The 17,668-nt window shown below is 35.9% G+C and carries 15 protein-coding genes and 2 pseudogenes; 7 read left to right on the forward strand and 10 right to left on the reverse strand.

What is annotated here, in order from left to right; all coding sequences use genetic code 11:
- Positions 1-37 precede the first annotated feature (37 nt).
- A complete protein-coding gene (locus P2Q73_RS05355) occupies positions 38-1,981 on the reverse strand; it encodes a WD40 repeat domain-containing protein (protein WP_275784693.1) in 1,944 nt (647 codons plus the stop codon).
- A gap of 199 nt (positions 1,982-2,180) precedes the next feature.
- On the opposite strand from P2Q73_RS05355, the gene P2Q73_RS05360 reads away from it, so the two are divergent.
- On the forward strand, positions 2,181-3,089 hold the full coding sequence (locus tag P2Q73_RS05360; RefSeq protein ID WP_275784696.1) for an LCP family glycopolymer transferase: 909 nt from the start codon (positions 2,181-2,183) through the stop codon (positions 3,087-3,089).
- Positions 3,090-3,722: 633 nt separating this feature from the next.
- Positions 3,723-4,057, forward strand: a pseudogene (locus P2Q73_RS05365) (IS5/IS1182 family transposase); the annotation flags it as partial.
- A 165-nt stretch (positions 4,058-4,222) separates the two neighbouring features.
- On the opposite strand, the gene P2Q73_RS05370 reads toward P2Q73_RS05365, so the two are convergent.
- The 6 genes from P2Q73_RS05370 to P2Q73_RS05395 form a co-directional block, all read right to left on the reverse strand.
- Complete coding sequence (locus tag P2Q73_RS05370; RefSeq protein ID WP_275784699.1) at positions 4,223-5,296, reverse strand: hypothetical protein; 1,074 nt, start codon at positions 5,294-5,296, stop codon at positions 4,223-4,225.
- A gap of 121 nt (positions 5,297-5,417) precedes the next feature.
- The gene (locus P2Q73_RS05375) at positions 5,418-6,578 is read right to left on the reverse strand and encodes an aminotransferase class I/II-fold pyridoxal phosphate-dependent enzyme (protein ID WP_275784701.1); all 1,161 of its coding nucleotides are present in this window, start codon (positions 6,576-6,578) and stop codon (positions 5,418-5,420) included.
- Positions 6,579-6,605: 27 nt separating this feature from the next.
- A complete protein-coding gene (locus tag P2Q73_RS05380) occupies positions 6,606-7,889 on the reverse strand; it encodes a TRAP transporter large permease (RefSeq protein ID WP_056827736.1) in 1,284 nt (427 codons plus the stop codon).
- Complete coding sequence (locus tag P2Q73_RS05385) at positions 7,886-8,395, reverse strand: TRAP transporter small permease (RefSeq protein WP_275784705.1); 510 nt, start codon at positions 8,393-8,395, stop codon at positions 7,886-7,888. Before P2Q73_RS05385 ends, P2Q73_RS05380 begins: the two co-directional genes overlap by 4 nt.
- A gap of 12 nt (positions 8,396-8,407) precedes the next feature.
- Positions 8,408-9,433 carry a DctP family TRAP transporter solute-binding subunit gene (locus tag P2Q73_RS05390; protein WP_275784708.1) on the reverse strand — a complete coding sequence of 342 codons (1,026 nt, stop codon included), beginning with the start codon at positions 9,431-9,433 and terminating at the stop codon, positions 8,408-8,410.
- Positions 9,430-10,098, reverse strand: coding sequence for a GntR family transcriptional regulator (locus tag P2Q73_RS05395; RefSeq protein ID WP_275784711.1), 669 nt, complete (start codon positions 10,096-10,098; stop codon positions 9,430-9,432). Before P2Q73_RS05395 ends, P2Q73_RS05390 begins: the two co-directional genes overlap by 4 nt.
- 101 nt (positions 10,099-10,199) lie before the next feature.
- Here P2Q73_RS05395 and P2Q73_RS05400 point away from each other — a divergent pair, with 101 nt between their 5' ends.
- Positions 10,200-11,555, forward strand: a complete 1,356-nt coding sequence (locus tag P2Q73_RS05400) for an FAD-binding oxidoreductase (RefSeq protein WP_056827742.1) — start codon at positions 10,200-10,202, stop codon at positions 11,553-11,555.
- Between the two features lie 298 nt (positions 11,556-11,853).
- Here the strand turns inward: P2Q73_RS05400 and P2Q73_RS05405 are convergent, their stop codons facing one another.
- Positions 11,854-12,282, reverse strand: coding sequence for a VOC family protein (locus P2Q73_RS05405; RefSeq protein WP_275784717.1), 429 nt, complete (start codon positions 12,280-12,282; stop codon positions 11,854-11,856).
- Positions 12,283-12,398: 116 nt separating this feature from the next.
- On the reverse strand, positions 12,399-13,382 hold the full coding sequence (gene guaC, locus P2Q73_RS05410; RefSeq protein ID WP_275784720.1) for a GMP reductase: 984 nt from the start codon (positions 13,380-13,382) through the stop codon (positions 12,399-12,401).
- 387 nt (positions 13,383-13,769) lie between these two features.
- On the opposite strand from guaC, the pseudogene P2Q73_RS20325 reads away from it, so the two are divergent.
- A pseudogene (locus P2Q73_RS20325) lies at positions 13,770-14,264 on the forward strand (thioredoxin domain-containing protein); the annotation flags it as partial.
- Between the two features lie 924 nt (positions 14,265-15,188).
- Positions 15,189-15,764, forward strand: a complete 576-nt coding sequence (locus tag P2Q73_RS20330) for a glycoside hydrolase family 47 protein (protein WP_345798831.1) — start codon at positions 15,189-15,191, stop codon at positions 15,762-15,764.
- A 20-nt stretch (positions 15,765-15,784) separates the two neighbouring features.
- On the opposite strand, the gene P2Q73_RS05420 is transcribed toward P2Q73_RS20330, so the two are convergent.
- The gene (locus tag P2Q73_RS05420; protein ID WP_056827751.1) at positions 15,785-16,006 is read right to left on the reverse strand and encodes a hypothetical protein; all 222 of its coding nucleotides are present in this window, start codon (positions 16,004-16,006) and stop codon (positions 15,785-15,787) included.
- Between the two features lie 230 nt (positions 16,007-16,236).
- On the opposite strand from P2Q73_RS05420, the gene P2Q73_RS05425 reads away from it, so the two are divergent.
- Together P2Q73_RS05425 and P2Q73_RS05430 are read left to right on the forward strand one after the other, a co-directional pair.
- Complete coding sequence (locus P2Q73_RS05425) at positions 16,237-16,380, forward strand: hypothetical protein (protein ID WP_275784728.1); 144 nt, start codon at positions 16,237-16,239, stop codon at positions 16,378-16,380.
- A 96-nt stretch (positions 16,381-16,476) separates the two neighbouring features.
- Positions 16,477-17,610 carry a M20 peptidase aminoacylase family protein gene (locus tag P2Q73_RS05430; RefSeq protein WP_275784731.1) on the forward strand — a complete coding sequence of 378 codons (1,134 nt, stop codon included), beginning with the start codon at positions 16,477-16,479 and terminating at the stop codon, positions 17,608-17,610.
- The last annotated feature ends 58 nt before the right edge of the window (positions 17,611-17,668 follow it).

The raw sequence follows: 17,668 nt of genomic DNA on the forward strand, positions 1-17,668 counted from the left end.
GTAAAGGTCAGTACCAATATTCGGTACTGACCTTTTATTATTTGTTATATCTCCAAATATCTCCTGCCGTTGTAAAATAGATGTTACCGTCAGCCCCTAGTGCCACCCCGTTTGATTGTTGTGTACCCAACAACTCTAGCTTAAAAGATGTGGAATGAATACGAAATAGTTTATTTTCAATAGTTCCATAGATGAACCCATCTTTTCCATCCACTAAAGATCCATTTCTAATTTGTCCACTTGTACGGCTTGCGACAGGTATAGTCTTAGAATTTTTCGTCTTTGAATTATATACAAATACTGTTCCATCTGCCGCTCCCCAAATAGTAGATGAGGGGCCAGTGATCATTGCAGAAATAAGTCTAGGCTTTGCGATTGGGGAAGGTAACTCCTCTGGCTTCGCATTAATATTGTTTACTGGAATTCTAAAAAATTTAGCAATACCGATTCCACCAGATTTACTATTCGCAAATGTAGAAGTTCCTCCATAAAAATAACCATTTGAATAAGTTAATGCCACAATACTTTGATTTGGAAAAGGTGCTTTTCGATTAACTACTTTTTTCGTATTCAAATTATAATAGCTTAAGCTTCCGGATACTGTTCCTTGTTTTGGATGCGACCCTACCGCAAGGATTTTTTCTTTAGGTGCTATCGCTAATGAAATCGGTCTATTTTGTCCCATCTGTGAAACAGAAAAAACCGTTTTTCCATGCGGATTCGTTTCGGGATGATAATACATGACGTCCCCTGCAGGGTAAACACCCAAATACATTCCCCCGTTGTAAGAAGTCATACCCTCTACTTGTCCAATACTAGTAATTTGTGTTTTATTTTTCGTAATGGGATTTAAGATAGAGACCTGGCCAGAAACATAGCCACTTGTGAATATATTCCCCTTACCATCTGAACTAATCGTATGAATTGGTACACTTTGTTTTGGTAGATTCAATTTTGAAATTTCAACCTTATTTTTTGTTTGATTATATAAAAGGTGAGTTCCTGTATTTCCTAATAGTCCAGTTAGCATTGTGTCTCCTGATGGTAATTTTACAAAATCCATTGAGACAGCTTCAGTCCCTGCTAAATTAATCTTCATATCTTTTGTAATACTTGATTTCGTATTAAATTGATATAAGCTGGTGGATGAATTAGTCATATACGAATAATAGACATTTCCATCTAAAGGAGAAGAAACTCCTCGTGAGCCAACTGCTAATTCTTTCATAAATTTGTTTGTTTTCGCATCAAAAACTAATACTTTTTTACTTGGACTGAGCTTGGCAAAAATAAGCCCTTCTGCAAAATCTAAGTCATAGACATCACTTTCAGTTTTATATTTAGCAGGTAAAATTTCGGTCTTTTTATTCGTTTTTAAATCCCAAACAATTAGGGAAGCTTTAGAACCAGCTCCAACGAATAACCTATTGCTTCCTGTTTGGAAAGCTAGACTTCGTGCATTTTTTTGAATTCCTGTTGCTGCTCCTATTGTTGAGAACTTTCCATTTTGAAATTTAAATACTTTTCCATTAGGAGCTGTGCTTCCATAAATCGCATTCCCTACTACTTCTAAATCTAAGATAGATGTATGACTACTATCTGGTGTTCCATGATTTATTAATTTCTTGTTCGTGGGATTATAACTATATAAAGCTGCGGTTGGCGTCCCACCAATCCATGCGTGTCCATTCTTGTCTATCGTAATTGCCCAAGCTGCAGTTGATTTGGGTAATTTAACTTGATCCATTAATTCCTTTGAAGGAAGCTTATACACTGCAAGAACTGCGGGCTCACCTTGAAGAATTACATATTGATACGGAACACCATTTACATTTGAAGCTGCTCCACTCATCGCAACCGTTCGCTCAAAAGGAGTATATACTTTATCAAACCCTCCCTTTGTCGCTGTCACCTCTAAACTTGTTGATAAAAGCAAAAATATTATTCCAATGCTTAGCATAAATTTTCCGATTCTCTTCATAACTTCCCCCGTTTATCTTTCTATTTATCTCGTCCATTTTTATCAAATCTTAATAGGAAGTAGAGAGAGCAAGGGTATTATAAGCATATGTTTAATAAATTTTATGAATATCCATACTAAGCGTATGATTTTATAATAATTTAAGACTCTATTACATACTAATAACAATACATTTACGCCTAAAAGAAACGGGGATTCTATGTCAAAGAAGAAAGTTATCTGGATTTCACTTATTACATGTTTTTTAATAGGGGGAGTCGTCTATGCAAGCAGTATTTATAATGATGTTTCCACAACAATACAAACCATCCACGAGCCAGAAATACGAAAGATTTCCGAGTTAAGAACTACTGAAGTTGAACTAGTTAAAAAGGAACCATTTTCTTTGCTCCTCCTGGGGGTCGATGAAAGAGAGGGAGACAAAGGACGTTCGGATACTATGATCGTTTTAACAGTTAACCCAACGACAAATTCAACGAAGATGATTAGCATTCCACGGGATACATATACCGAAATTATCGGCAAAGCTAAGCTAGACAAAATTAACCATGCGTATGCTTTCGGTGGAATTGAAATGTCATTAGATACAATTGAGAACCTTTTAAATATCCCAGTTGACTATATATTACAAGTAAACATGGAGAGCTTTCTAGAAATTGTTGATATCATTGGGGGAGTTAATGTAGATAACCCAATTGCTTTTCAAGAAGGTGGATATACATTCAATGAAGGAATCATTCATTTAGACGGTGAGCAGGCACTTACATATGTACGCATGCGAAAGGATGATCCTCAAGGTGATTTTGGAAGACAAGCTAGACAAAAACAAGTACTTCAAGCCATTTTAAAAGAAGGAGCAACTGTTAATAACTTATGGAAATACAAGGAGTTCTTAGCATCCATTCAAGAGAATATTCGGACCAATATGACCTTTGAACAAATGATCGATATACAAAAAGGATACAAAAATGCGTTAAATCAAATCGAAACTTTATCTTTTGAAAAGGGTGAAGGCACACGGATAGATGGTATTTGGTACTATGTGATGGATGAGCAAGAATTGAATAATGTGACTCTCCAGTTAAAGAAACATTTAGAAATTGAATGACCTAACCGTCAGCTTATCCGATAATAGCGACAAACTTATAAAAATCCCAAAAGTCTAAACGCTGACTTTTGGGATTTCTTTATTCATTTATACTTTTCTTTAAACCAATCACACATCACCATCGCATCACCTATTTTACGCAAGGACCAAGTGTTAGATTTTACTTAGAAATCAATATGCGGCTTACTTTCTACTTCCAGTGCAATAACACTCTCATATACACGGGTCGGTTTTTGTGGCAAGGACTTGGCTTCAAATGTTTGTAGCGACTCATGGAAGCCGGCAAGTGTTCTTTACCTACATCTCATCCTTTCAGGACTATATATTTAGAATAACATTAACGTTCTCATAAACTTCAACACATAAAATAAAACCCTAATATATTTAGGGTCCAGACTGTAGACAAACTCAAAGAAATTTGAAATTGTCTATAATCTTTTTTTATTTACAATACATAGTATGAAATCGTCGATTTCCGTTTCAGGCGCTACGCTTTCCACGGGCACGGCCTCAGCCTTCTCCCTCGCTACGCTCAGTCCGGGTGCTTCGGCTCGTGCTGTTCCCGTAGGAGTCTTCGCGCCTTCCACTCCAATCGACTAGTGTAGGCTAATTTAAAAAGTGTTGAGTTTTTAAATCTTTTACCGCATCTTAAGGGAGATTATGAACCGTGGTTTATCAGAAGACCATGTATTCATTGATTCAGCTCATGTGAAGGCGAGTGGCAATAAATACAAGTATGACAAGAAAATCGTAAGGAAAGAAACACTTGCCTACGAGGAAAAGCTTCAAGAAGAGCTTAATCTAGATCATGAAGAAAACGGAAAAAAGCCGTTTTCCCTGGAGAAGTTCGGCGTGATGAAATGAAGAAAATCAAGTAGAGTTCGACAAATCCTGAGAGTGGGTACTATGTGATAGATGAGAGTACACAACAATTCGCCTACCCTTTCCATGCGGCGACAGACGAAAAAGAATTGGACATGGCTAGCTGCCTAATGCGAGATGAGAACGTTTCGTAGAGACGACTAACTCATAAAATTCAGGGGAAATTTGAACTCAAATACCTACAATATTGACAAGTACCCCGAGAGAAGAACTCTCGGGGTACCCTGTCTACAGTCTTAATTTTAGTAAACTTAGTAAGCATCATATATATCGAAATACTTCCAAGCATTGTTCTCTTTTATCATTAAATAAACACTAGTTAGAGTATCTGTTTCAGTTCCCTCTGTCATTCGATCCGTTACTTCTACATATGCATATCCATCGAGAATAGATAACACGTTTACATCTAGCAATTCAAATTTCATATTAAATTGATCAAATGCATCTTGGATGTCTTTTTTCAAATATTCATAATCTGGATAGGCTTCATTATATAAATTAAATACTCCATCTACATCTTCTTTATTAATAAGATCATTAGTAGTTGCGAAAAATTGTTTCAGTTCTTTCTCTTGTGCTAAGAAACTAGCATCGTTTCGAATGGTTAAGCTATATATATCAAAAAGAGTATAGTAAATTTCATCCTCAACAATTTTATCTAAACTGTTAAATAATTGATTCACTTGATTTTCAACTACTACTTGATTCGCGTTTTGTCCTACTAATGTATTTAACTTTCTCAAATCACTTTTTGCTGTAATCGTGTATTTCGCATCATCCAGTACTTTTTCAGCAGGTGCCTTAAAAGTAGCAAGGAAAGCATCCCGTGTTGATTTGCCATAAACTTTATATAATAATTTCGCTTGCTTTCTTATTTCTGCAGACAGCTCATGATATGTTTTTTCAGTAGAATCTGCAGTTGGTTCATCTCTGTACTGTTGTTGAAACTTTTTCGTCAAGGCTGCGATTTTATTACCGGATGTAATGGCATCTACATACCCCATTGTACGTTCATAATGAATACCAACGTTATCTTCTAATCTTTGCTCTAGCTTTTGTTTTTCAGAGCCACTCGATGCTGAAATTTCTTTTTTCGCCTGTAAATAAGCTGACTTTGTTGCATTAAACACCTTCATATCCGGTGTTTTTATAACCTTTGTTGTCTCATACGATATTTGCCATTTAAGCTCTCCCGCATGCTTTTCAGCAGTTTTTACAGCTGTTTCTGCTTTTGATAGTGAAGCAGCAGAAGCGTTTGAATATGGAATGAACATTGCAGAACCTAAAATCCCTAAAGCTAATGAATACGAAAGTATTTTTTTCATAAAAGTCTCCATTTCTTTCTTAATTGAAAGGCGTATTTCACTATTACAATTTCATACAATTTATTCTATTTTAACTTAGGGAAAAGTAGAACACAATCCTTCTTCAAGTTTTACACAATAACTACTTTAGAATAGTTTGAATAAATTTTTCTAGACGGTTTAAACCTTCTTCAAGCACAGCCATAGAGTATGCATATGATATACGAATATACCCCTCTCCATAAGGTGTAAATGTACTCCCTGGAACAACTGCAACTCCACCCTCTTGGAGTAACTTAGTTGCAAAATCAAATGAGTTCATACCGAACGCTTCAATAGAAGGGAAAATATAAAATGCTCCATTAGGTTTTTCAACTGGTAACCCAATTTTATTTAAACGTTCATATACATAGTCACGTCTTTTCACATACTCCACATTCATTTCAATTGGTGTGTCTTTTGAATTTGTTAGTGCTTCAATCGCAGCATGTTGAGCAGGTAAAGAAGCGCAAATTGAGTTGTATGCATGTACCAACATTACTTGTTTCATAATTGTAGCTGGTCCCATTAAGAATCCAACCCGCCATCCAGTCATGGAATGAGATTTCGAAACACCATGAATATAAAAAAGTTTATGTTGAAGCTCTTTATATGCCGCAAATGAATGATGTTCACCCGAGAAAGTATTTTCACTATATATTTCATCAGTCAGGATAAAGACTTCTTTTCCCTTCAGCATTTGTACTAATTCATCCATTGTTTCCTTTTGTATGATAACACCAGTAGGATTGGAAGGATTATTAAACAAAATTGCTTTTGTTTTTTCTGTAATAAGTCTCTCTAAATTTTTCGCTGATGGCTGAAACCCCGTTTCCGTCGTATCCAAATAGACTACTTTTGCACCACATAATTCAATTACCGGTACATAACCTGAATAGATTGGGGCTGGTAAAATTACCTCATCACCCTCCTCTAAAATCGTCCGGAAAATCGAGTCAATTGCTTCACTAGCTCCATTTGTAATTACAATTTCATTTTGAGGATCATAAGAGAATCCGTATTTATTCGAGAAAAAGGTATTGACTGCTACTCTAAGTTCTAGTAATCCTGCATTATGAGAATATCCAGTCAAATTCTGTTCAATTGCTCGAATCCCCGCCTCTTTTACTGCGACTGGTGTTGGAAAATCTGGTTGCCCAATTGTTAAATTAATAGCGTTCGGAAAGTTTACCAGTTGATTAGAAAACTGCCGAATTCCTGGTACTGTTAGTGTTTTAGCACGTGGATTTATGCTCAAAGACATACTACTTCATCCTTCTTTCACTTTATATTACTTAAAAAAACTTGGTAGCCATAAAGATAAACTTGGAATAAATGTAATAACGATTAAACAAATAATCATTGAGAATAGAAACGGTATAATCGCCATGACTATTTTTTCAAACTTTACATTCCCTACACTTGAGGCTACAAATAAGTTTACACCAAGTGGCGGTGTGATAAAACCAATCGCTAAGTTAGAGACTAAAATAACGCCAAAATGTATTGGATCAATGCCCACTGCAACAACAATAGGTAATAATATTGGTGTTAAAATTACAAGCGCAGATATAGTATCTATGAACATACCAACTATTAATAGTATGATATTAATCGCTATTAAAATGACAATTGGATTAGTAGATAATTCTGTTAAGAAAGTTGAAATATCATTCGGAACTTGTTCTAATGTCATAAAGTAAGCAAAGGAAACAGAAAGTCCAATAATAATCATTGTTGTTGCATTAATGACAACTGCTTCTCGAAAACATTCATAGACAGTTTTCCATGTAAGTTCTTTATATACATATAGTCCTACTATTAAAGAATAAACTACTGCTACTACCGCAGCTTCTGTTGGAGAGAAAAATCCCCCATATATACCACCTAATATGATAACCGGAATAAGTAATGCCCATTTTGCATCAAAAGTAGCTTTTAAAACATCCTTAAATGAAAAAATTGCATTTTGTTCTGAAGTATACCCTCTCTTTTTCGCAATTATATAAGCTGTTATCATTAGAGCAATTCCAATTAGAATTCCTGGAAGAATACCCGCTAAGAACATACTTCCTACAGATACACTCCCTATTACTCCATATAATACGAAAGGAATAGAAGGTGGAATAATAACACCTATAGAGCCAGCAGATGCAGAAACTGCAGCCGCGAATCCTCCATCGTATCTCTTCTTTTTCATTTCAGGAATCATAAAACCACCGATTGCGGCAACTGTTGCTGGACCTGAACCGGATATTGCCGCAAAAAACATCGAAGCAACAACAGTCACTAAAGAAAGTCCACCTACAATCCAACCTACCATTGCTGCAGCCATATCTAGTAAACGTTTGGAAACCCCGCCTTTACTCATCAGCACCCCCGCGAGCATGAAAAAAGGAATTGCCAATAAAGGAAATGAATCAAGAGAAGTAAATGCTTTTTGTGCAATAATCCCAAGGGGTAATGTAGAACCAAAATAAATGGCAACTAGAGCTGAAATTCCAAGAGAAATGGCAATCGGCACACCGACTAATAAGCAAATGAATAACGTTCCAAATAATAATGCTACTGTCATGCGATTATCTCCTCATCTGCTGGTTTGTCATAGTTTCCTTTCCATACCTCCACTAGTTGTACAATTAATCGAATAGCCATTCCTAAACCCCCAAGTGGGATAGCTAAGTAAGCAATCCAAACTGGAATTTGCATAGCAGGTGCTAGTTGGCCATGTTCAATACTACTTAACACTAGTTCTGTTCCAAATACTGCCAAAAAAAGTGCCATAACAAACCATATGAGAATTGAAATTGTTTCTAGTACTTGACGAAAAGTTCCATGGAAGCGTGTAACAAACGCTTCCACTCTTATATGTTGTCGTAATTTTACGGCATAGCTTGCGCCGATCCAAACTTGAAAAATATGAATATACCTTGCCATTTCCTCTGTCCAACTAGGAGCAGATTCAAAAACTTTTCTACCAACTACTTGTCCAAAAATTAAGGCAACCATAATAACAAGTGACCAAACAAGGAGGATTTCTTCAAACTTTGCAAATTTCTTTAACATAAAAATTTTTCCCATCCCTTCCCCTTATTATTGATTGTTTGCATCCTCAGCCATTTTAACTAAATCTTCACCAATTTCTGAAACGTATTTATCGTAAACAGATTTCGTTGCATCTTTAAATTCTTCACGTTCTTCTGGAGTTAGTTCATTCACTTCCATTCCTGATTCTTTCAGTTTGTTTAAGAAATCTACGTCTTGTTCTTGAGCAAGCTTACGTTGTTCTGTTCGATATTCTTCAGAAGTCTTTACAACCAACTGTTGAAGATCTTCTGGTAATGAATTGAAAAATTCATTATTCATCAACAAAATAGTTGCGGCATAGACATGTGAAGTAATTGTTAAGTAGTTTTGTACTTCATAAAACTTGTTTGTGTAATAGAGAGAAATCGGTGATTCCATTGCATCATATGTTTTTTGCTGAAGTGCTGTATATAGCTCACCAAATGCAAATGGGGATGCGTTTGCACCAAATGCTTTAAATGTATCTGTATGCACTGGGTTTTCAAGTGTACGATATTTCAATCCTTTTAAGTCCGCTACTCCATGAATCGGACCGTTATTGTTAGACATATGACGGAATCCATTCTCAGCAAAAACAAGTCCCTTTAAATCATTGTTTTCCAATTCTCCAAGTAACTGTTCACCAAGAGCTCCATCCAACGCTCGGTATGCCGCGTCATGATCATTAAACAAAAATGGTAAATCGAATACCATAAATTTTTTATTGAATGATGCAAGAGGTGCTACGGCTGGAATGGTCATTTCAATATTTCCAAGTTGAACTGCTTCAATCGCTTCTCGGTCTGAAGCATATAGTTGTCCATTTGGATATAACTCAACTTTTAATCGACCATCTGATTCTTTTTCAAGCTTTTCTTTAAAAGTTTCAGCCGCAATATGAGAGGATTGCTCTTCAGAGACTAAGTACGCAATTCGAATTGTGTAAGAACCTTCGGACTCCCCTGTACTAGATGTAGTTACTGTTTCTGTAGGTCTTCCACATGCGGATAGTGTTATAACAATAATCAGTAATAATGCGAATAATTTTTTCATTTCATTTCCCCCTGAGTACAATATGATAAAAATCTTTTTTCTACATTATCTAGGTGACTTGTCATAAGTTGTTTAGCTAAATCTTTTTGATGATTTTGAAGTGCTTTTAATATCTTTGTATGCTCGTGGTAAGCTTCCTCCGCACTCACTTGTAACGTATTGGAAAGAATCAGAAATGCTCGATTAACTCCAGCATTAGAATCATGTATAAGCTCCACTAGCTTCTTATTGTCTCCAATACTTGCAAGAATTAAATGAAACTCTCGGTCTAAATCGATAAATGAATGAAAATCATTACGATTTATCGATTCTAATTGTTCTTCCAAATTGTTTTGTAAATCATACAGTATTTTTTCAGAGACTTTATCTGTATTTTTATCGATATTGTAAATTTCTAAAAGTCTTCTAATTTCCATATAATGTAGCCCATCAACGATTGAAAAAGTAGCTACAGTTGCTGGCTTTGCTTTATTTAACTGTATAAGCCCTTCTGCTGCTAACCTCTTTAATGCTTCACGAATTGGAGTACGACTGATTCCTAGATCCATTGCCAATTTTTCTTCTGGTAGCTCTTCGTTTTGTTCAAGCTTTCCGGCGATGATTGAATCTTTTATACTCTTAAATGCTTGATCTGCAAGAGTTTCTTTTGGAAGTATCTTTTTCAAATGTCCCCCTCCTTCCTGTATACTGTATACAAGCATAATATATTATGCTACTATTCTTGTAAACAAAAATTTTAGAATTATTAGAAAGTTAGGTGTTTTTAATGATGTTGAATAGTTTGATTGAAAAACTAGGAAACAAAAAAGTGAGTCAAAGTGAATCAGAGTTATATCGCCACAGTAGAGATGAATCTTCACATCCCCGGGTAGAACCAGATTTTGTGTTTTTCCCAGAAAATGTGGAGGATGTTGTGAAAGTACTTCAATTAGCAAATGAATATGATGTTCCAGTAACGCCATATGGTGCTGGTTCTGGCTTAGAGGGCCAAGCTATTCCAATTAATAAAGGGATTTCAGTGAACTTCGATCAAATGAATAAAGTAGTGGAGTTTTTCCCAGAAGATTTGATGATTACAGTAGAACCTGGAATGACACGTCTTCAGCTAAATGAGTATGTAAATAAACATGGACTATACTTCCCAATTGACCCAGGTGCTGATGCTTCTATAGGAGGTATGGTTGCCACCAATGCAAGTGGTACTACAGCAGTACGTTATGGTTCGATGCGGGACCAAGTATTGGACTTAGAAGTAGTTCTAGCAAATGGAAGTATTATACATACTGGTTCAAAAGCGAAAAAATCATCTTCTGGTTATCATTTAAATGGAATTTTCACTGGTTCTGAAGGAACTCTAGGTATCATAACGAAGGTTACAGTTAAACTGCATGGTATTCCCGAAAAAGTTTTAGCTGCACGTTGCACATTTGAAACTCCCGGTGAATGTGCAGAAGCTGCTCAAGCTGTTCTATCAAGTGGTATTCAAATAATGCGTATGGAACTAGTGGACTCTGAAAGCATAAAACAAGTAAATGAATACGGAAATTATACATTTCCAGAAGCACACTCCCTTTTCTTTGAATTTGCTGGCTCACCGAATATCGTGGAAGAAGAAGCTACAGTTGTAGAAGAACTGATGAAAGAATTTGGCTGTAAAAACTGGGAACGCGCAAATTCTTCGAAAGAACGTACAGAACTCTGGAAAGCACGTCATGAAATGGCATATGCATATAAGCATATAAAAGGGAAAGTATCTACGGGATCGGATTCATGTGTTCCTATTTCAAAACTCGCTGAAATGGTTGTATTTGGTCGTAAAATACTAGAAGAAAGCGGACTAATAGGAGGAGTATTTGGACACGTTGGCGATGGTAACTTCCATACGCTTGTTATGTATGATCCACATAATTCAGTAGAAGTTGAAAAAGCAGAATATACAAATTCACAAATTGCGTTGAAAGCGATCGAACTTGGTGGTACATGCACAGGTGAACATGGGGTAGGTCTAGGGAAAATGAAATACCAAGTTGCCGAGCATGGGGAAGCTGTTGAATTAATGAAATCAGTTAAAGCGTTATTTGACCCAAAAGGCATTCTAAATCCTGGAAAAATATTTTATTAATAATAAGAAAAACGCTTATCGAACGCTTTAAAGCAATACGTGTGAGACATTTCATTTGGAAATTTATTAAATTTCCTACTACTGATTAATGCCAGGAAAAATGCGTCCATATAAATTTTTTCCGTCCACATAAAAAGTTTTCTGTCCGCATAAAATCTTTTCTGTCCACATAAAAAGTTTTCTGTCCGTCAGTAAACTTTTGAACACTAAGTTTACGGTAGTTGAATTATATAAACTTTCATTATCTATTAAAAAAGGACTGTACAACAAATTACGTTGTTGTACAGTCCTTGCTATTCTATTGAGGCATTTGATCGTTTTCGAGGCTTAGTTGCCATTCGATACCGAACTTGTCCTTCACGGATCCGTAGCATTTACTCCAGAAAGTTTCTTGGAGCTCCATTCCTACTTTTCCGCCTTCTTTAAGTGCTTCAAATGCTGATCTAATTTCATTTTCATCTCTACTTACAACTGCTAAGCTAATATTATTGCCTTCAATGAAAGGAGAACCAGGAAAAACATCAGAAAACATGACATTGCTTCCACTAATATTTAGTCGAGTATGCATAACTAAATCTTTTGCTTCCTCTGGTAGCGTGTAATCGGGACTTGGTGGTGCTTCACCGAAAGTCATTATTTGTGGCTTTTCTGTTTTAAAAACTTCTGCGTAAAACTCTGCAGCTTCACGACAATTTCCATTAAAATTAAGATATACATCAACAGCCATTTGATACACTCCTCTACTTTTTAATGTTATTCATGTATTAATGAATGACAAGATTATTGTAGCATTTGTCTGTTTGAAAAAATATATACCTCTGTTAATTTTATGAAAAAAATTGTTTAATAAACTTTATCACCATTAAAAATTGAATTTTTAACGATAACATAATCTACATTTCGGATAGCTTCTAGTTTATTTCCACCAGCATAAGAAATAGAAGATTGAAGATCTTGCTCCATTTCTCTCAATGTATCTTCAAGTGGCCCTTTGTGTTCTACATACATTTTTTTGCCTTCTACATTTTTCTTTTCGCCTTTTTGGAATTCAGAAGCAGAACCGAAATATTCTTTATAGAGCTTTCCATCTTTTTCGATTGTTTTTCCTGGAGACTCTTCGTGACCGGCAAATAGTGATCCAATCATTACCATAGATGCACCAAAGCGTACAGATTTAGCGATATCACCATGCGTACGGATTCCTCCATCAGCAATAATCGGCTTGCTTGCAGCCTTTGCACACCAACGTAGTGCTGCTAGTTGCCAACCACCCGTTCCAAAGCCTGTTTTAATCTTCGTAATACATACTTTACCTGGACCAATTCCTACTTTAGTTGCGTCGGCACCAGCATTTTCTAATTCTCTAACCGCTTCTGGTGTTCCAACATTACCAGCAATAACAAAGCTGGCTGGTATATGTTTTTTAATATGCTGAATCATATTGATTACTGCATTCGAGTGTCCATGTGCAATATCAATTGTTATAAATTCAGGTACTATTTGTTCCTCTGCTAATTGCTCAATAAATGAATATTCTTCTTCTTTAACACCTACACTAATTGATGCGATTAGTCCTCGAGATTGCATATCTTTAATAAAAGAAATCCGTTTTTCTGGTTCAAAACGGTGCATGATATAGAAATAACCATTTTCAGCTAAATAATTAGCGATTTTATCGTCAATAATAGTCTGCATATTTGCAGGTACGACAGGCAGCTTAAATGTATGTCCACCTAAAGTAACAGTTGTATCACATTCAGAACGGCTATTAACTACACATTTCGCCGGAATTAATTGAATATCTTCATAATCAAATACATTATCCATGCTTAACACTCCTAAATACGAATATTAATTATACGGATGAACTAAAATGTTCGTCCATCGGATAATTTACAGCAAATTCATGTAAATGTCAAAGGTTTTAAATTAATAAAGGCCAATTAGTTCGATTCCTTATTAACTTATTACATCCGTGACATAAATTTCTCTTTAAAAGGGTAAAGGTGAAATATAGAAATGAAGGATTCTATTCTTGACGGACAAGCAGACAAAAAAATTATTCCATTTAATTAATAAGATACTTATAACATACGGTTATTTTCAACTATAAGAATTACATCGTTCAAAGACATCAAGATGCATAGGAATACCATTCAGTTTTTAGTGGTAACCTATTAGAAAAAAAATCTTCCTAGAGAAGGTGGTTTCAAAATGACTACTAATAAAAATACTTCCAATCGATTACTCGCTGAAAAATCACCTTACTTATTACAACACGCACATAACCCTGTAGATTGGTTTCCATGGGGTAAAGAAGCTTTTGATAAAGCGAAACGCGAAAACAAACCAGTATTCGTAAGCATCGGCTATAGTACTTGCCATTGGTGTCACGTGATGGAAAGAGAATCATTTGAAGATCAAGAGGTTTCAGAGCTATTAAATAAGTACTTTGTTTCTATAAAAGTAGACCGAGAAGAGCGTCCTGATATTGATTCCATCTATATGAATGTATGTCAGATGCTTACTGGTCAAGGTGGGTGGCCACTTCATGTGTTTTTGACAGCAGATCAAAAGCCTTTCCATGCTGGAACTTACTATCCGAAAGAAAGTAAACATGGGCGTACAGGAATGCTCGACCTTTTACCACAAGTTTATAATATTTATATAAATGAACAATCCCGAGTTGTTCATATTAGCAATAAACTTACGGAGGCCTTAAATGAAGGTCCTCCATCAAATGAGAGCTCTATTCCACCTAATACAATTGATCAAGCCTATCAACAGTTAACTGGCAATTTTGATACCCAATATGGTGGTTTTGGAAATGAGCCTAAGTTTCCCTCCCCGACCAAGTTATTATTCTTATTGCGATATTATTATGCAAATAAAGATGATAATGCTTTAAATATGGTGGAAGCAACCCTTGATGGAATTGCACGTGGAGGGATATACGATCATATTGGATATGGTTTTGCTCGATATTCCACAGATGAAATGTGGCTTGTTCCGCATTTTGAAAAAATGCTATATGACCAAGCGTTACTGTTGCTTGCCTATACGGAAACCTATCAAATTACGGAAATTCCTCAATATAAAGAAATTGTTTACAACACTATTGAATTTATCGAACGGGAGATGACTCATCCAGATGGAGGTTTTTATTCGGCAATTGATGCGGATAGTGAAGGTGCTGAAGGTACTTATTATATTTGGTCGTTATCAGAAGTATTGGATATATTGGGTGAGCACGAAGGAAATCTTTTTGCAAAAGCATATGATCTTACTGAGGAAGGGAACTTTGAAGGTAAAAATATCCCAAATTTAATTTATTCTGATGCAAAATCCTTAGTAGAGGAATACGATATTTCTTTGGATGAGTTAGAAGAGCGTTTGGAAGCATCCCGTCAGCTACTATTTAATAAACGTCAAACTCGGGTATATTCTCATCTGGATGATAAAATACTTACTTCTTGGAATGGACTACTTATTGCAGCTCTCGCAAAAGCTGGTGCTACCTTTGCAGAATCAAGATTTATTGACCTTGCAGCTAAAGGATTACATTTTATAGAACAACATTTAATGAAAGAGAATTTGCTATATGCACGCTACAGGGATGGCGAAGCGAAGCATATGGCTTACTTAGATGATTATTGTAATATCATTTGGGCATTAATCGAATTACATCAAGCAACTGGGAACGAAGAATATATTGGGAAAGCAACAAAGTTAGCAACTACCCTTTATACCTATTTTGAAGACAAGGAAAATGGAGGTTTCTATTTCACAAATAAAGAAGCAGAAAAGTTAGTTATACGTGAAAAGTCGGCATTAGATGATGCAACACCTTCAGCGAATGGTACAGCAGCGATGCAGCTTTGGCGATTAGCAAAAATTACAGAAGATATGGAGCTACTGAAAAAAGTGGAACACATTTTTTCCGCATTTACAGACGATGCTTTACAATACCCATCTGCCGTTCTTTCCATATTAAATGCACAACAGGGCTATCTTGTCCAAGCCCGTGAAATAAAAGTAAATGGCAGTCCTGCCATAGAAATATTACATCACTTACACAAAACTTTTCGACCGTATGATATCTGGACACACGATAAGAGTGCTCACTCCCTTTCGGTTCAAATTTGCCAAAATAATATTTGCCACAATCCACAAACTGATTTGGATCTAATTTTAAAAGATTTATCATAAATAGGTTAAAGGCACTTTAATTAGTGCCTTTTAACTTTTCCGTTATACTCCAAATGGATTTCCTTTCTCCCATCCATATATGCTTCTATCAATTTAATTCGTTCACTTAATTCGAGTATAGCCTGCATAATTTGATGCTGCTCCATTTTGTTAATATTCGAATACAGTTCCATATATTCTACGGATTCTCCTACTCTTCTTAGACTCTGATTCATAGCCTGTACAAAATACTCAATTTTCACCTGGCATACCCCCATTCCTATATATACGTACTATATTAGATCGTTTTAGAGTTGTTTCAAGTGTCAGAATTATTCGTATTTTTTATCTATGCCATTTTGAATGGTTATAATCAATTACTTTTCATTTTTGCTTATGTTTAATCAATCAAAATTTTATTTTCAGACTATATTAGTAAATAAATAGGCCGTTTCTAAATATACTAGACGTAAAGGGTTGAGGAGGAGAATGGTTGTATCCTAATTATGTTGATTCGGAAGAAATGGCCATGAGACAGAATTTAGATTTAATTGCTTCCCTTAATATGATTGCAGAAGGAAGTCCAGTTCATCTCCTTGATGAACAAGAGCTGATACAAGAAGACAATAAGATTTAGTTCCCCACATTTGTGGGGTTTTTTAAATAGATTTATAATCGGTCTTTTCCACCGATAAGTAAATAGACGAATAATTTAGAAGAAAGGAAATTAAACATGAATAACGTGCTAGAAGATATAAGGCCAATTGTGGAATCGGTTTTTCACCACCTGCATAACAATCCGGAGGTTAGTTGGAAAGAAGTTGAAACGACAAATTATTTAGTTGATTTGTTAGTTAACGAGGGGTTTGATGTAACGACTTTCGATGATTCCACTGGACTTCTTGTTACTATCGGAAATGGTAAGCCATGCGTAGGACTGAGAACAGATATGGACGCCCTTTGGCAGGAAGTTAATGGTGTATTCCAGGCAAATCATTCTTGTGGTCATGATGCACATATGACGATGGCAGTTGGTACACTGCTATTATTAAAAAAACTAGCTGTACCCAAGCAAGGAACTTTGAAAGTTTTGTTTCAACCAGCTGAAGAAAAAGGAACGGGAGCCCTTTCGTTTATTGACAGAGGATTGGTTGATGATATGGACTTTTTATATGGCGTTCACCTTCGGCCAATTCAAGAATTAGAAAAAGGTTACTGTTCACCAGCCATAATCCATGGTGCCGCAAAGCTTTTGATCGGGAAAATCCACGGATTAGAAGCACACGCCGCTCGACCGCATCTTGGTATAAATGCTATTGAAGTTGGTGCACAAATTGTACATGCAATTCAGGCAATCTACTTAGATCCGATGGAGTCTTATTCGGCAAAGCTCACAAGATTTCAAGCCGGAGGAGAATCGGGAAATATTATTCCTGGGAATGCTGAATTCAGTATAGACTTAAGAGCGCAATCCAATATAGCAATGGATGAGCTGATTGCAAAAGTGGAGAACGCTATTCTCTCTATTGCAGCACTTCATCAGATTACAATCGACTTCCATATAGAAACGGAAATTGTTGCTGCAGAGGTAGATGCAACAGCAGTCGAAATAATGAAAGAGGCAATTATTCATACAATTGGAGAAGATAATTGTGTACCCCCTATTGTGACACCTGGTGGTGAGGATTTTCATTATTATCCTGTAAAAAGACCTACTATAAAAGCGACAATGCTCGGACTTGGCTGTGATTTAGCTCCAGGATTACATCACCCAAATATGAGCTTCAAGCATGAGTCAATCTTCACTGGTATTGAAATACTTGCCCAAACAATCAGGAACACATTTCAAAAAGAAATGAATGAATGAATCCGATGGAGATGATAAATGGATTACAAATGGTACAATATTAATCGTTAATGATATT

Source organism: Bacillus sp. Cr_A10, from assembly GCF_029222665.1.
Classification (GTDB): Bacteria; Bacillota; Bacilli; order Bacillales_A; family Planococcaceae; genus Psychrobacillus.

Bases quoted from the DNA above. Each gene is read 5' to 3' on its own strand.
- P2Q73_RS05400 (WP_056827742.1), top strand. From the start codon at position 10,200: ATGATGTTGAATAGTTTGATTGAAAAACTAGGAAACAAAAAAGTGAGT.
- P2Q73_RS05370 (WP_275784699.1), bottom strand. From the start codon at position 5,296: ATGAAAAAAATACTTTCGTATTCATTAGCTTTAGGGATTTTAGGTTCT.
- P2Q73_RS20330 (WP_345798831.1), top strand. From the start codon at position 15,189: ATGGCTTACTTAGATGATTATTGTAATATCATTTGGGCATTAATCGAA.
- P2Q73_RS05355 (WP_275784693.1), bottom strand. From the start codon at position 1,981: ATGAAGAGAATCGGAAAATTTATGCTAAGCATTGGAATAATATTTTTG.
- P2Q73_RS05405 (WP_275784717.1), bottom strand. From the start codon at position 12,282: ATGGCTGTTGATGTATATCTTAATTTTAATGGAAATTGTCGTGAAGCT.
- P2Q73_RS05375 (WP_275784701.1), bottom strand. From the start codon at position 6,578: ATGTCTTTGAGCATAAATCCACGTGCTAAAACACTAACAGTACCAGGA.
- P2Q73_RS05390 (WP_275784708.1), bottom strand. From the start codon at position 9,433: ATGAAAAAATTATTCGCATTATTACTGATTATTGTTATAACACTATCC.
- P2Q73_RS05430 (WP_275784731.1), top strand. From the start codon at position 16,477: ATGAATAACGTGCTAGAAGATATAAGGCCAATTGTGGAATCGGTTTTT.
- P2Q73_RS05385 (WP_275784705.1), bottom strand. From the start codon at position 8,395: ATGGGAAAAATTTTTATGTTAAAGAAATTTGCAAAGTTTGAAGAAATC.
- P2Q73_RS05360 (WP_275784696.1), top strand. From the start codon at position 2,181: ATGTCAAAGAAGAAAGTTATCTGGATTTCACTTATTACATGTTTTTTA.
- guaC (WP_275784720.1), bottom strand. From the start codon at position 13,382: ATGGATAATGTATTTGATTATGAAGATATTCAATTAATTCCGGCGAAA.
- P2Q73_RS05380 (WP_056827736.1), bottom strand. From the start codon at position 7,889: ATGACAGTAGCATTATTATTTGGAACGTTATTCATTTGCTTATTAGTC.